This is a genomic window from Brachyspira pilosicoli P43/6/78 (genome assembly GCF_000325665.1).
GTDB lineage: Bacteria > Spirochaetota > Brachyspiria > Brachyspirales > Brachyspiraceae > Brachyspira > Brachyspira pilosicoli.
Genome location: NC_019908.1, coordinates 2,002,716 through 2,018,326 on the forward strand (window position 1 = coordinate 2,002,716; position 15,611 = coordinate 2,018,326).

Sequence of the window (15,611 nt, forward strand, 5' to 3'; positions counted from 1 at the left end):
AACTTATTAATATTACCAAATTAATTAGTCTTTTTTGCAACTTTTTTGGGCACAAAAAAGTTGATATATTTTTAATCACGCGTTGAACTTACTTTAAAGATATAGATACTCAATGGTTGTAAAATTTCTATAAATTAAAATTTATATTACCGCGTGGAGTTAAAACTATAAATTTAAAAAATCCTGGGCGGGTGTGATATTTCTAATTAAACATTAAATATAATATAAATTATAATATCAAAATAAAGTTATAAAAATAAAAAGGGTGGGGAGTGTAAATAAAATTTTATAAATATATATTAAAAATAATACCTTGCTCCAATACTCATTCTTCCAAATCCAGCTTTATTTATTTTGGCAGGATATCCTAACTCTTTTCCATTTACAACCATATGAAGCCCACCTCCAAACTCTAATATTATACCCACATGCTTACTTACATTTATATTAAAACCAGCCCCACCACCAACTTCAAAATAATATGGAGCACTGAATAAAAACTTTCCGCTTTTATCAGCATCAAAAGATAAAAATCCAAAACTTCCAAAAGCAAAACCATACCTTGATATGCTTATAGCTCCTTTGTATTCGTCATCTCCTCCAAATATAAACTTTTGCATAAGCCCTAATTGATACATATGAGGATTGTCATCGTATATCTTTGAACCAGCAATAGATGTGTAGCTTTTTATTTGAAAGTTATTGTATTTCATTAGCTTAAAACCAAACTCTATATTTACAGATGTTTTTATTGAATCTGCACTGCTGAATAAACCTATAGAAAAAAATCTATTATCAAGTACAGACTGAAAGCCTTTTTTTTCATTGTTATCATTTTCTTGAGAGTATAGTATATCAAACAAAGATAAAAATATTATATTTATTATAAGTATGTATTTTTTCATTAAATTTATTTTCCCAGTATTCGTTAAATTTATAGTTATTCTTTTATTGTTTTTATTTGCGTGAAGAAGTATAAATATTTACTAATAAATAATACAACTAACAAAATCCTTGCATGCAAATTATTAACAAATATAAAAGTAGCTATAAGCATACAGCTAACAGGAAGAAGTATTGTTAATTTAGATTTTAAAGTCATAGCTCTAGAATTAACAAAACTCTCTAAATGTTTTTTATACAATTTTGTAGACATAAACCAATCATGAAACTTTTTAGAGCCTTTAGCAAAAAAGAATGATGCTAATAGCAAAAAAGGAGTTGTAGGAAGTATAGGCACAACTATTCCGACAGCTCCTATAGCCACACATATAAATCCTAAAACTATTAATAATGTTTTCATATAATACCTTTAAAATCTAATTTTTTATTTTTTATAAAATTATGCTTAATCATAACAAATATATGTTTAAGTGCTATTATAGGGTGATATATTAGCATTATTTTTCCAGAAAAAGACATAATTTGTTTTACTTTATTTTTTATATTTATTTTGTAGCATTGCCTTGGACAAGCACTGCAAAAAGTTTTTGTTTCTATAAATATGCATTTGTCTGTTCTATCTGTTGAGTAATTGTATATTTCTTCGCACTCTTTGCATAATGGTTTGCTTCCAAATGTTTTTAAGCAAATCTTTTGATAATCTTTATGATGATGTTTACAGTAAAGATTTATCATATAAAACATTACTCTTTTTTCATTTTCTCTTTTTTTACATAGTTTGTCATTTGTTTTTTTTAAGCACATTTTTACAGCTCTTTTTTATATATTGGGCATCTTTTTTTGATACCCAATATACTATTCCCAAAAATCAATATTTTAATAAAAAAGTCCAAATAAAAAATATTTATTATATTAATTAACCTTATAAACTATTTTTATAAAGGTTTATTTTTTGTTTTATTTATTTCTATAGCCTCATTTAACAACTTGCCATCTTGGTAGATACTTCTGCTCATATCTATGTATTTTTTATAGTTTTCATTATCTTTTATTTTGAAATAATATTGTGAAAGCCATATATATGATAAATATTTTTGGTATTTTTCTTTTGAGTTATCTAAAGCTTTGTTAAAATATTCAAATGCTTTTTTATCGCTTCCTCCTGCTATTGCCGGAGCATGCATATATCCTATAGCTGTGCCAAGAAGTGCAAAAAAGTTGCTGCTGTCAATTTTTAAAATGTTTTGATATATCTCTTTAGATTTTTTCCCATAAGAAATTTTATCAGGAAGTGATGAATAATATATAATATAATTCATTAATTCTGATATACTTATTAAATAATCAATGTCTTTTGATGTTATATAATTTTTATTTTCATCTATTGCCTTTTTTAAATAATTAAATTTTTCTTTATCGCTTGATATATTTTTTGAAGTTATCAGGTTATATATATTTTTGTAAGTTTGAGAATTATTTGCTTTTAATAAATTAATATCATAGTTTTTTGAAGAGTAGTAATTATTATAAAAATCATTTATTTCTTTTGAATTATAACTATATAGCATATTTGTTATGATAGCGATTAGTATTATATATTTCATAGCAAGTTCCTTTATATGTTTGCTAGTACTTAAATAATGTTAGTATATTCTAACATTATTTAAAAAAATGTCAATATTATATTTAATTATTAACAATAAACAATTATTACAATACATTAAAATATTATACTTGCAGAAGTTATAAACTTTGATATACTATAAAGGCTATTTTCTAAATATTTTTTGTGGAGAGGGTATGCTTAAAAAAATAGTATCAGATATAATAAAAGAAGCTTTATGCAATTATTTAAAAGACACAGATGTAGAGAATATAGATTCTTATATAGATATAGGATACACTGTAGATGAGAAGTTTGGAGATTATGCTTCGCCTGTAGCTATGAGGCTTGCAAAAGCACTTAAAAAAAATCCTTTTGATATAGCTAATGATATTGTAAAACTAATAGATAAAAAATATTTTGATAATGTTGAGGTTGCTAGACCTGGATTTATAAATTTAACATTATCAAAAGATTATATAAATGAATGTATAAATCAATTATTAGAAGATGATGATTACGGCAAGAACTCTGCAGAAGATAAGAAAAAAATACTAGTTGAATATGTTAGTGCCAATCCTACAGGTCCGCTTCATATTGGTCATGGAAGATGGGCTGCTATTGGAAGTGCTTTATCAAATATACTTAAATATGTTGGTCATGATGTGTATCAAGAGTTTTATGTTAATGATGCGGGAGAGCAGATAACAAAGCTTAATGAGAGTGTTAATGCTGTAAAAGAAGGAAGAGAGATTCCTGAAGACGGATATCATGGTGCTTATATTAAAGATATTGCTAAAATGGAAGGAGTGCCTAAGGATATTATATTAGAACAGCAGAGAAAATTGTTAGAGAGATTTCGCACATATATGGACAATTATGCTTCTGAACTTAAGATAAGAGAGGGCGGAGAATTAGAAAAGACTATAGATTATTTAAATGAAAAGGGGCTTTTATTTGAAGAGGATAATGCTACTTGGTTTAGAAGTACTGAATACGGCGATGATAAAGATAGGGTAGTTAAAAAAAGTAATGGTTCATACACTTATTTTGCACCAGATATTACATATCACAAAAACAAAATAGACAGAGGATATAAATATTTAATAGATATATTGGGTGCTGACCATCATGGTTATGTTCCAAGAATTACTGCTGCTGTGAGAGCTGTGAGCGATGATACTGCTGATTTAAAAGTTATACTAGGTCAGTTGGTTCGTTTGTACAGAGGAAATGAGCTTGTAAGAATGAGCAAAAGAACTGGGGATATGATTAGTCTTGAAGAGGTTATTGATGAGATTGGTGTTGACCCTACTAGATATTTTCTTCTTATGCGTTCATATTCTAGTTCATTAGATTTTGACTTGGAGCTTGCAAAAAAGAAGGATAATGATAACCCTGTTTATTATGTTCAATATGCTTATGCGAGAGTTTGTAATATTTTCTTCAAATTAGAAGAGAAAAACATGAAGTATGATTATAATAAAAAATTTGACATTAATAAAATATCTAATGAAAGCACTTTAAAACTTGCTAAGATGATATTAAGATTCCCAGATGAGATTTATGAGTCTGCTAAGTCTTTAGAGGTTTATACTTTATTAAATTATACTTATGATGTTGCTTCTGCTTTGCATAAGTTTTATTATGACAATATTGTATTAGAAGAAAATGATGATATAAGACAGGAAAGACTTACTTTAATAAGAGCTGTTAAAAAGATTCTTGGCATATGTTTTGATATTATAGGTATAACAAAAATAGAAAGAATGTATGACAACAATTAAAATAAGCTAAAGAATATGTTAAAAGAAGTAGAGCAGTTTTTATTAGAAGCAATAAAAGAAAATGAAGAAAATAATAAAAAGAATATTTCTAATAGTTCTTCTAATAAAGAAAAAAAAATAAACTTTTGCTGTAGCATATTCCGGCGGTATTGATTCACAAGTACTTTTAAATATAGCATACAAACTTAAAGATAAGCTAAATTATAACCTTATAGCAATTCATGTTAATTATAATTTGAGAGGCGAAGAGTCTATCGGCGATGAAATGTTTGCAAGAGAAACTGCCAAAAATTATAATATAGATATTTACGTAAAACATATAGAGAAAGGAAGCTACAATAATAAAAACACTCAATTAGAAGCAAGAAAAGACAGATACTTATTTTTCAAAGAACTATACAATAAAAAAATATATGACTATTTGCTTATAGCTCATAATAAAGATGATTTAACAGAAACTATAATTTATAGAATGATTAAAGGTTCGGGCACAAATATTTATAAAGCCCTAAGCAAAAAAAGAAAATATGTATTAAGACCAATATTAAACTTCTACAGAAAAGATATTGAAGAGTATGCTAAAGAAAACAGCTTATCTCACAGAGAAGATTCATCAAACAAAACAAATAAATATTCAAGAAACAAATTAAGAAATGTCATTATACCAATGCTCGAAGAGATAAACTTACAAGCAAAAAATAATATAATAAAGTTTGCTTATAGAGTTTATGAAGAGTCAAATATATTAAGAAAAAAAGTTAATAAAACATATAAAAAAATAGAAATCAGCAGAAATAAAATAAATATAAAAAATATAAAAAACAAACTTGTATTAAAAAAAATAATTATAAAGTTTCTTTTTAAAAATAATATTGAGATAACAGAAAAAAGATTATTAGAGATATTAAAAATAATTTATTCAAAAAAACCAAATATAATATTAAGGCTTGATGATTATAATTTAGCAAAGAGTTATTGTTTATTAGAAATTGTAAAAACTAACGATATTAATACAGATTCAATTACAGTTTATAATGACGGAGTTTACAATTTTGCTGGTAAAACCATAAATATAAAAACTGTTTTAAACAAGGATATTGATTATAAAAAAAATATATACATAAAAAAAACTTTCCCTATTGTTATACGAAAAAGAAAAGAAGGAGATTTTTTATATAGCTATCCAAATGGAAATAAAAAATATTTAAGAAACATTTTAATAGATTTAAAAGTTCCTTCTAAAGAGAGAGATTTAATTCCTATAATAGAATCAGAAAATGAAATAGCTGCAATATATTTAGAGCCTTATGGAATTAATAGAGTATCAAAAAATTATGCATTAAAAAATAACGATGATTATGCATTAGAGATATTAATTAACTAATTTCTTTTATTCCATTTTCTATATCGAATACCCAATGCCTATTAAAAACTTTTTTATAAGAATATCCAAATGGAAACTTACCAATAGACACAGCAAAAAAATTGTTTCCCTCTTTTCTCTGCTTTAAACATATATCAACCAAATATTGAGGCATATCTTCCATTATAAAATCTGATATCACAAGTACATCATTATTATTATATTTTTTCATTATTCTATTTGCTTCATAGAGAGCCTTGTATATATCAGAACCTCCGTAGTAGCTAAGTTTTAAAAATTTTATAAGTTCATCTACGCCGCTACTACTATCAAACTTATATGTGTATATTTCTGTGCTGAAGTTAATAAGATAAGCATTTCTATTTTCTGCTATAGCTTTCATTAATATTTTAAACATTATAGATTTGGCAATATATTCGTTTACCCCTTTCATAGAGCCGCTTGTGTCTATGCATATAATCATATCGCCTTTTGAGTCTTTATAGCCCGATGCGGTTTTGTCTTTATCTAATTCATCAAATGCATAGTAACTTTTATCAAAGCACATAATCCTATTTTCTATATATTTTAGCTTAAACAACTTTTCTGCTTCATCATTGCAAAGAAGTGAAAGCTCCTCTGGAATAATGTTTTCTATATCTTTAGAAAAATAAATTCCAGATATCTCATCTTTAGAATCAATCTTTTTATTTGTGTATGAATAGTTATTTTTTAATTCTATATTTTTTGTTATTTTTTCTATATCTATTTTTTTGCCTATAGAGTCTGCTATTTTTTCTATATAATTATTTTTATCAATATTATCTATAAACTTAACCCATCTCTCTAATAAAGAAATATCTTCTTCTTTTAATTCCCCAACTCTAAAATCCCATAACACACCTGTTTTTATTCTAAGTATATTAGACATATATCTTAATCTCTTTAATAATTTAATCCAAGATTCTATATCATTAATAAACTTATATCTTTTTTCTTTGATAGCATTTATAGTCCATTCATTATTTTTTTTATTATAAACTTCATTCCAATTTGATATTATATTTTTCTTTATAGCGTTTAAATTATTATTATTGTTTTCTAATTTATCAATCCAAAATTTTGTGTCTATATCAAGAGAGTTAAACATATTCAAATTATTTATTATATCTTTTTTGCTAATATCTTTTTTCTCTAATTCTTTTTTTGCTATTTCTAATTCTCTTCTATTTTCTATATATGGATTATTGCTAGATATATAATCATTTAAATCTTTTTTCCATTTTTCAATTTTTGTTTCTAATTCTTTTTCTATTCTTTCATCTTTATTAAATGAGCCGTAAAAAACGCCTCTTGCCATTTTTTCTGTTTTTTTTATTTCTTCTTTATAAGAATTATTATTAATAAATTGTTTCATGGTTTTCTATTTCATTTTTTAGCTTTTCAGCGTTTAATTTTTCGCTTTCGAGATTCTCTATGTAATCATCAAATATCTCTCTAAAAAAATTAAACTCTTCATCAGACATAAATATATTTCTTGATATTTCAAAATTATTTTTAATATTGGAGATAATATTATCAATCTTTAATAATAAGTCATTTAGAATATTTATATATTTTTCTTTTTTTTCTTTTTCTATTTTTTTAGCTTTTAATCTTTTAATATGATATTCAGGCTCAAACTCAAACAATGCTTCATAATTTTTTGAAAGTCTGTTTGATAATAAACCATTTGTTTTTATAGCAGAGTTTATTTCAACAACACATTTATCACTTCCAAAAAAATTGCATCTAAACTTTTTTGTTTGATTTCTGCTAATGTCTAATGGATAAAAATATCCGTTTTTCTGTAATTGTTTTATTGGTATATAAATAATAGTTTCAGCTTTATTATTATATTCGTCCATAACAACATCAAAACTTTTTGCTATATAATACTTATCATCAATGTTTTCTGTATCATAAACTTTCTCTAAATAAAAACATTCATTATTTATTTTTATATTTTCAAAATCATTTTTCCATTCATCTATTAAATCATTAAAATTATAATATTCTCTAATAGCGTTTTCAGTAATCTTTTTTACAATATCAATATGCTCTTCTTTACTCCATAAACAATTATAAATAATAAAGCAATCATAAATATCAACTTCTTCTTTAGCACTTAAATAAGCCGACAGCTTTAATAAATATGCTATATGCTGCCATCTTCTGTCTGATACATATATATTAATATTCTCTTCATTAAACTTCTCTATAGAAAGCTTTATATAATGAATAATATCAATAACAGTTTTTGAAAGTTTAATATTATTAGCATTATTTCTAATTTCTAACCATTCATCTGTTGATATTTTTAAGTTATCATCTATATCTACAAAAGAAGATAGTTCTGTGTTTTGAAGTATTTTTTCAAAGTTATCTTTAGTTTTTATATTTGTTATATTTAAACGCATTATAAATCTATCATACAATGCTTCAAGACCTTGACCTTCTGGAGGAGTTTCATTGCTTGCTGAGATTAATGCTTTTAATGGCACTTTTATTTCATTAACACCATTTTTAAATATTCTTTCATTTATTATGGTAAGAAGTGTGTTTAATATAGCGGGGCTGCTTTTCCAAATTTCATCTAAAAAAGCAAAGTCAGCATCTGGCAAATATCCTTCAATTTTTCTTATATATCTATCGTTTTTTAATTCTTCCAAACTAATAGGGCCGAATATATCTTCTGGTGTGCTGAATCTTTGCATTAAGTATCCAAAATATTTTGAATCTTTGAATGCATAAGATATTCTCTTTGCTATAAAGCTTTTTGCTGTTCCAGGAGGGCCGTATAAAAATATTGGTTTTCCTGCTATAGCACTTAATAGAGTTAATGCTACAATATTTTCTCTCTCATAAAGACCATTAGAAAGTAATTTTATAATATTTTCTATTTTTTTAAATATATCAGTATTTTTCATAAAACTCTCTCACTTATTTAAGTATATCATAGCTGTATTATTATTTAAAGTAATTATATTTAATAATGCTTAATTTACTTTTATATGTTTTTTTGATATAATTAATAAAAAAGTTAAATAAATCATTTTACAAAAATAGTTCTCTTATGCTTTTTTATATAATTGACGAATATATAATAATTAATAAATAAATTTAATAAGCCTATGCGGGGTAAATATGTATAAATATATATTACTAATATTCATAATTGGGTTGAATATTCTTAATGCACAAACTTCTTTAAGCAATGATTATTCTTCTACAAATAGCTATAGTGAAAATGGATATATTAGAAATGAAGAAGAGGCAAGGGCAGCATATAGTTTTGCTCTATACTATAAAGAAAAAGCATTAGCAAGTGGTGTACGCAATGAAGAGAGTATTAATAATTTAGAAAATGCTAAAGTTATATTAAAAGAAGTTTTAAAATATATACAAGATGATGATATATATATTTCTCTTGCTGAAACTCATGAGGCTTTAGGAGAAATTGAGGAGAGTATAAAAATATATGATTCTCTTGTATTAAACAATCCTCAAAATATAGATATATTAATCAAGGCTGCTGAGAGAAACATATTTTTTGTAGGAGATTTTAAAAAGGCAAAATATTATCTTGAAAATGCTTATGAGATAGACAGAAATTATAATGATACTTTGATATTATTAGGTTTTATTAATTTTAATGATAGAGATTTTCAAAATGCTGTTTATTATTTTGATAAGGTAAATACTTCAAAACCAGCTAGTAAGAATTATTTGCAGTATTATAATTTTTATTATGGAATGTGCAATTTTTATTTAAGCAGATTTCAAAATGCAATAGATAGACTAAATAAACTTAATTATGATTCTTTATCAGATAAAGATAGGCAAGATGCTTCATTTGCTGTAATAAAGAGTTATCAAGCATTAGAAAACTATGATGAGGCATATAGTAAAAGTTTAGAAAACCCTAATGCTTCTATTTTAAGTGCTTATTTAAGTTTTATGGCTGACAAATATAATGAAGAATTATTCTCACAAATTAATAATAGTGTTAATATTCCGCAAGTGTTGTCTGTTATTATAGAAGCTAAAAATAATGGCTACAGCAATGCTTTAAATATTATAGAAACAGATATAGACAGAGCAAAAATAGATTTGGATATAATTCAAACATACTATAAACTTGTAAATGAAGTAGGAAGCAAAGAAGAAAAAATAAAAGCAGAGATGGATATTATTAGTTTTTATTTAATGCTTGGCAATATAGATGCTTTGCCTAAACATATAGAAAATATTATTAATTATGACAGTAAAAATGAAAAACTATATACATTATATTTGCAAGCTGCTTTGAAATTTGAAGAGCAAAATAATAAAGAAGCTGCCAAAGAGATGCTTTATAAATATGCTTCATTAAAAAAAGGCAATATAGCAGAAAATGAATTAGTATCTTTGGTTATGACTTCTTCTGATATAGGCGAATATGATTTTGCTATAAAAAATATTGAAAAGTTTGAAAAAGAAAAAGATTCTTATAGTTATTTGAAATCTTATGTATATTATTTAAATAATGACTTTGATAATGCTAATAACTTTTTAAATAAAGATTTAGAGTTTTTTAAGAGAAATAAAAATCTTAATACTAATGATTATAGATTAAATATACCTTATGTTACAGCACTTTCTGTTTCTAATACTAACTCTATTATGGAATATGCCAATTTTAAATATTCTATAGATAAAGATTCTGCTGAAGGATTAAATAGTTTAGCTTGGGCTTTGATATATTTGAATATTGATATAGATAAAGGAATATCGCTTGCTAAAGATGCTGTAAAAATAGAGCCTAAATCTCCTCATTATATAGATACTTTAGGTTTTGGATATTATTTAAAAGGCAATTATGATGAGTCTTTAAAATTATTGTTAAAGGCAGCATTTTATGCAGATGAAACATCTGAGGCTGAAATTTATTCACATTTGGCAGATGTTTATTATGCTAAAAAAGATTTTAACAATGCATTAAAATATTATAGAAAATCAATTTCTTCTATTTATAAAGATAATAGCTTTGATTCAAAGAGAATAGAAGAGAGAATATCATCAATAGAAAATAACAAACAATAACTAAAAAACAAAATAAGAGAGGTTTAAAATAATGATGAAAAAAAGAATAATTTATATATGTTTATTTATATTTTCTGCAGCTACAGTATTTGCTCAAAATGAACAGGAAGTAATGAAAGAGGCTTTTGATAAGTTTTCAAAATCTCCATTTACTTCGCTTTATTCATCTGGAGGTGCTTTTTACAGCGGAGATGATTTAGACCAAATGCCTATGATAGTTAATTATTATAAAAATGAAAATAATAATAAATATATGACAGCATTAGACGGGCTTTTGGGCGGTGTTATAATGGACGCTAAAGTTATTAACAATGAACTTACATTATACACACAAGATTCTGGTGAAACTATTAAAAGAAACTTTAATACATTTGCATTAGAAGCTCCTATTATGCGTTTTCCTAAACTTTATGCTGATATATTAGATTATAAATTTATAGATTTAAATAAAAAAATAATAAGCAGCAATATCACATTAGGTAAAAATTGGCATACTCTAAAAATTGGATATAATGACAGAGTTGATACTATAGTTTTTTCTGCTTCTACTTTCCGTGTAAGAAGTTTTTCTACTTCATTTATGGATAATGTTGTTAATGTTGAATTTGGTTCTTATACTACAGTTAATAATATACCGTATCCTAAAGAGTTTATTATGAAAAGTAAAACTGATAAAAGAGAAATTCGCTACAATGTAACAAATGTTTCTGCTGGTAATAATGCTAAAAATGCAGCTAAAAAATTAGGCTGGTAATATGATTTATGATGATTTATGTATTGAATTAGATAAATTATCTTTATTTAAAGATGATGATAATGATTTAAAAAAAAGAAAGATAATAGATTATGCATCTTTAGTTATGGATTATAATAAAAATATAAATATAACAGGTGCTAAAGATATTCAGACATTTTTAGATGAGCATATTCTTGATTCTCTTTTGGCATTAGATGTATTTAGAGATTATGATAATATTATAGATGTTGGAAGCGGGGCAGGACTTCCTTCTATTCCGCTTGCTATAATGTATAATGATAAAAAGTTTACATTATGCGAGTCTAAAAATAAGAAGTCTGATTTTTTAGTTATAGCTAAAGAGAAATTGCATCTTACTAATATAAATATTGCATCAAAAAATGTATATGAATTAAAAGAGAAATATGACACAATTACATCAAGGGCTTTTTCTGATATAAAAACTCTTATTAGAATATTTAAAAAGATAAAGACTAAAAATGCCTCTCTAATAGCATATAAGGGAAAACTTCAAACAATAGAAGAAGAGCTTAAAGAGATTAACGATATACATAAATATGATGTTAATATAGTGAAGTTAGCTTCAAAGGAAAAAGAAAGACATTTAGTGATAATAAGAGACAAATAGTTATATGTTTAAAATATAAATTGAATATAAGATAATGGTTATATTATGATTAAAAAAATGCAGTTCTTCGCGAAGCGTATCCGAAGGATATAAGGTTCTTTTATACCAATACCGAAAGGTACCTACTCGGTAAAAGAACTGGGGTGCGGGGCAAAGCCCTGCAAATAATATAAAATAAAAGAGTTTAAAATTTTTATAATATATTGAAACAATAGTTTTCTATTGATTTTTTTCTTGTTCTTTTTCCCGCAGCTCGCACCCATACCTAAAGGTACTTCCTATGGTCGACCTGAAGGACTCCCTTCGGTCGCAGGCACTTCCTTCGGTTGCGGTGTGGACTTCGTCAAAAGAACCAAAAAGTGCAAGTACTATAACTTTGTATGTTTGGAATATGTATAAACTTATATTGTAATACCAACATCTTAAGCTAAAAAATGCAGTTCTTCGCGAAGCGTATCCGAAGGATATAAGGTTCTTTTATATCAATACCGAGTAGGTGCCTTGCCGCAGGCACGCAGAGCGTCGGCAAAAGAAGTGGGGGTGTGTACCCTTACGGGCACGCTTCGCAGGGGGGCAAAGCCACCACAAATAAAAAACTTAAAAAATATCTTTTATTTATTAGAAAATATATTCTTTATATAATCATATGGAAGCATTGAGTTTTTATCTGTATAATAGAAATATCCAATTGATGCTGTGTCTTTTGAATATATTATAATATCATTTGGTATATTTTTATTTGTGCTTATTATATTTATTTTATAGCTGTTAGTGTTTGCTTTAATAATTGGTATTGTTTTATTTAGAGATATGCTGTTTAAGCTTTTTATAATAAACTCTATATCATTTGTATTTGTGATGTTTAATATTTTATTTTGATATTCTAGAGTAATTTTTTCTACACTTTGAGGGTAGCAATTTATACCGTTGATTGGGGTTTTGTACCATAGAATTAGTATAACAATAATAAATAACGGTATTAGGCTTATAAGTTTTTTTATGTTTTTTTTGATATTGTTTTTCATTTACTATAATAAAAAAATTAGCTTTGCACTAAGTACTATATGCAAAGCTAATATAATATTTATAAATTATTTACCAAAAACAGCTTCATAATCTTTTTTGAATTTTTCTATACCTTGGTCAGTGAGAGGGTGTTTAGTCATTTGTTCAATTACATTATAAGGTACAGTAGCAATATCAGCACCAGCTAAAGCACATTCTGTAACATGTATAGGGTGGCGAACACTTGCTGAAATTATTTCTGTTTCTATTGCATGTGTAGCAAAAATATCAGATATTGTTCTAATAAGTTCAAGACCGTCAGTAGATATGTCATCAAGTCTTCCTAAGAAAGGAGAAACATAAGTTGCACCTGCTCTTGCAGCAAGTAATGCCTGATTAGCTGAGAATATTAAAGTAACATTAGTTTTTATTCCTTCTTTAGATAATACTTTTACAGCTTTTAATCCTTCTACAGTCATAGGAATTTTTACTACCATGTTTTTATGTATTTTAGCTATTTCTCTTCCTTCAGCTATCATATCTTCTGCTTTTACAGTAGTAGCTTTTACCTCTCCGGAAATAGGTCCATCAACAATTGTAGTTATTTCTTCTATTGTTTTTTTAAAATCTCTTCCTTCTTTTGCTATTAATGATGGGTTTGTAGTAACTCCGCATATCACGCCCATATCATTAGCTTTTCTTATATCATCAACATTAGCTGTATCTATGAAAAATTTCATTACAACACTCCTATAAATATATTTTGTTTTATCAATTATATATTTAATTTTATTTAATTTCAATTTATTATATAATACATTTAATTAGGTTGACTTTTTTGCGTTTTATTATAATCTAAAAAGCTATGAGATATTATATTATTTTGCTTATATTATTTATCAGCGGAACAGTTTTTCCAATGGTTTCTGTTGAAGGTAAGGTTAATAGAAAGAGTATATATAAATGGCAGAACATAAAATATACTTTAACTTTTACAGGAGATGCGAATAGTTTTAAGGCTGAAGGATTAGACGAAAACTCTATAAGCGATTTTGAAATAATAAACAAAAGAATAGAAAGCGAAACCATAGATAAAGATAATTCCGATATAAAAACTGTATACAAAATAATATATACATTAAAACCTATTAATAAAGGTAAATTAAAAATACCAGAATTAGAGGCTCGTTATTATGAACTTGAGAGGGGAAATAATTTAATACCAAATGAAGAGCCTTTGAGTGAATACAACATTAGAGTTTTTGGCAATTCATTTTTAATTATAATGATTGGGCAATGGGTACTTATAGTTCTTATAGTGTATTTATTATATAAATTTATAAAAAAACAGCATAAAAATTAAAATGGAGAGTTTATGACTAAGGATTTACAGGCTATTTCAGAAGCAGCCAATGCGGCATTAGATGTTGTGAATGCAGTAAAAGATGAGATTAAAAAAGTAATAGTTGGGCAAGAGAATATGATAGATAAGCTTTTGCTTGGCATAGTATGTGATGGGCACGTATTGCTTGAAGGGGTACCTGGTCTTGCAAAAACGCTTACAGTAAAAACTTTAGCTTCTACAATAGATGCTACTTTTAAAAGAATACAGTTTACACCCGATTTGCTTCCTGCAGATATAATAGGTACAGAGATATATGATATTAAAAATTCAGTTTTCTTACCAAAGCAAGGACCAATATTTTCAAACATCATACTTGCAGACGAGATAAACCGTTCTCCTGCTAAAGTGCAATCTGCTTTGCTTGAGGCCATGGAAGAACATCAAGTTACAATAGGCGATAAAACATATAAACTTCCAGAAGTATTTTTAGTATTAGCTACTCAAAACCCAATAGAGCAGGAAGGTACTTATCCTTTACCAGAGGCACAAGTTGATAGATTTATGCTAAAAGTAATTGTAAAATACCCCCTAAAAAGCGAAGAGAAAACTATAATAAAAAATATGTCTTCTTCAAAACCAGAGGAAGTAAAACCTATCACAACAATAGAAACAATAAACAAATTAAGAATATTAGCTAAACAAATATATATAGAAGATAAATTATTAGACTATATAGTTAATATAATAGATGCGACAAGAAACCCAATAGAATATAAACTTAAAGAGGAGTATATTGATTATGGTGCTTCTCCTAGAGCTGGTATATATCTTACAAAAGCAGCTAAGGCTAATGCTATGATGAGCGGCAGAGGCTTTGTGATACCGGAAGATATTAGAGCTGTTGCTTATGAGGTTTTAAGACATAGAATAAGTGTAAGTTATGAGGCACAAGCTGAGAATGTAAGCAGCGATATGATTATAGAGGAACTTCTTTCAAACATCAATGTGCCTTAAAAGTTGTATAAGAAGTTTTGAGCATATTAATATAATTTTTAAAAATTAAAATATATATTTAAAAATTTTAAGTTATTAATAT

At 26.0% G+C, this 15,611-nt stretch carries 16 protein-coding genes; 8 read left to right on the forward strand and 8 right to left on the reverse strand.

What is annotated here, in order from left to right; translation table 11 throughout:
* Positions 1-299: 299 nt before the first annotated feature.
* The 4 genes from BPP43_RS08915 to BPP43_RS08930 all read right to left on the reverse strand — a co-directional run bounded on the left by BPP43_RS08915 (position 300) and on the right by BPP43_RS08930 (position 2,507).
* On the reverse strand, positions 300-905 hold the full coding sequence (locus BPP43_RS08915) for a hypothetical protein (protein ID WP_013244050.1): 606 nt from the start codon (positions 903-905) through the stop codon (positions 300-302).
* 35 nt (positions 906-940) lie between these two features.
* Complete coding sequence (locus tag BPP43_RS08920) at positions 941-1,303, reverse strand: YbaN family protein (RefSeq protein WP_015274763.1); 363 nt, start codon at positions 1,301-1,303, stop codon at positions 941-943.
* Positions 1,300-1,707 (reverse strand): nitrous oxide-stimulated promoter family protein, encoded by a 408-nt coding sequence (locus tag BPP43_RS08925; protein WP_015274764.1) that lies wholly within the window; start codon positions 1,705-1,707, stop codon positions 1,300-1,302. The genes BPP43_RS08920 and BPP43_RS08925 overlap by 4 nt, the downstream gene beginning before the upstream one ends.
* Before the next feature lie 131 nt (positions 1,708-1,838).
* A complete protein-coding gene (locus tag BPP43_RS08930) occupies positions 1,839-2,507 on the reverse strand; it encodes a hypothetical protein (RefSeq protein ID WP_015274765.1) in 669 nt (222 codons plus the stop codon).
* Positions 2,508-2,703: 196 nt separating this feature from the next.
* On the opposite strand from BPP43_RS08930, the gene BPP43_RS08935 reads away from it, so the two are divergent.
* The 3 genes from BPP43_RS08935 to tilS are packed head-to-tail and all read left to right on the forward strand — an operon-like array spanning position 2,704 to position 5,677.
* Positions 2,704-4,293 carry an arginine--tRNA ligase gene (locus BPP43_RS08935; protein ID WP_015274766.1) on the forward strand — a complete coding sequence of 530 codons (1,590 nt, stop codon included), beginning with the start codon at positions 2,704-2,706 and terminating at the stop codon, positions 4,291-4,293.
* Positions 4,294-4,308: 15 nt separating this feature from the next.
* Positions 4,309-4,446: a hypothetical protein gene (locus BPP43_RS12355; protein WP_252832306.1), complete on the forward strand. Its 138-nt coding sequence runs from the start codon at positions 4,309-4,311 to the stop codon at positions 4,444-4,446.
* Between the two features lie 19 nt (positions 4,447-4,465).
* Positions 4,466-5,677: a tRNA lysidine(34) synthetase TilS gene (gene tilS, locus BPP43_RS08940; protein WP_252832428.1), complete on the forward strand. Its 1,212-nt coding sequence runs from the start codon at positions 4,466-4,468 to the stop codon at positions 5,675-5,677.
* On the opposite strand, the gene BPP43_RS08945 is transcribed toward tilS, so the two are convergent.
* Together BPP43_RS08945 and BPP43_RS08950 are read right to left on the reverse strand one after the other, a co-directional pair.
* On the reverse strand, positions 5,670-7,073 hold the full coding sequence (locus tag BPP43_RS08945; protein WP_015274768.1) for a VWA domain-containing protein: 1,404 nt from the start codon (positions 7,071-7,073) through the stop codon (positions 5,670-5,672). The genes tilS and BPP43_RS08945 overlap by 8 nt on opposite strands.
* Positions 7,057-8,625 carry an AAA family ATPase gene (locus tag BPP43_RS08950; RefSeq protein ID WP_015274769.1) on the reverse strand — a complete coding sequence of 523 codons (1,569 nt, stop codon included), beginning with the start codon at positions 8,623-8,625 and terminating at the stop codon, positions 7,057-7,059. Before BPP43_RS08950 ends, BPP43_RS08945 begins: the two co-directional genes overlap by 17 nt.
* Before the next feature lie 217 nt (positions 8,626-8,842).
* Between BPP43_RS08950 and BPP43_RS08955 the strand changes: the two genes are divergently transcribed.
* From BPP43_RS08955 to rsmG, 3 genes are read left to right on the forward strand one after another with little or no spacing between them, the layout of a single operon-like run.
* Positions 8,843-10,780: a tetratricopeptide repeat protein gene (locus BPP43_RS08955; RefSeq protein ID WP_015274770.1), complete on the forward strand. Its 1,938-nt coding sequence runs from the start codon at positions 8,843-8,845 to the stop codon at positions 10,778-10,780.
* 31 nt (positions 10,781-10,811) lie between these two features.
* A complete protein-coding gene (locus BPP43_RS08960; RefSeq protein ID WP_013244041.1) occupies positions 10,812-11,534 on the forward strand; it encodes a hypothetical protein in 723 nt (240 codons plus the stop codon).
* A gap of 1 nt (position 11,535) precedes the next feature.
* A complete protein-coding gene (gene rsmG, locus BPP43_RS08965; RefSeq protein WP_015274771.1) occupies positions 11,536-12,165 on the forward strand; it encodes a 16S rRNA (guanine(527)-N(7))-methyltransferase RsmG in 630 nt (209 codons plus the stop codon).
* Between the two features lie 611 nt (positions 12,166-12,776).
* Here the strand turns inward: rsmG and BPP43_RS08970 are convergent.
* Positions 12,777-13,190, reverse strand: coding sequence for a hypothetical protein (locus BPP43_RS08970; RefSeq protein WP_015274772.1), 414 nt, complete (start codon positions 13,188-13,190; stop codon positions 12,777-12,779).
* 66 nt (positions 13,191-13,256) lie between these two features.
* Entirely contained in the window at positions 13,257-13,910 is a 654-nt protein-coding gene (gene fsa / locus BPP43_RS08975) for a fructose-6-phosphate aldolase (protein WP_014933966.1), read from the reverse strand.
* A gap of 179 nt (positions 13,911-14,089) precedes the next feature.
* Between fsa and BPP43_RS08980 the strand changes: the two genes are divergently transcribed.
* Entirely contained in the window at positions 14,090-14,533 is a 444-nt protein-coding gene (locus BPP43_RS08980; protein WP_014933965.1) for a BatD family protein, read from the forward strand.
* A gap of 12 nt (positions 14,534-14,545) precedes the next feature.
* Positions 14,546-15,529, forward strand: a complete 984-nt coding sequence (locus BPP43_RS08985) for an AAA family ATPase (protein WP_013244036.1) — start codon at positions 14,546-14,548, stop codon at positions 15,527-15,529.
* Positions 15,530-15,611 lie beyond the last annotated feature (82 nt).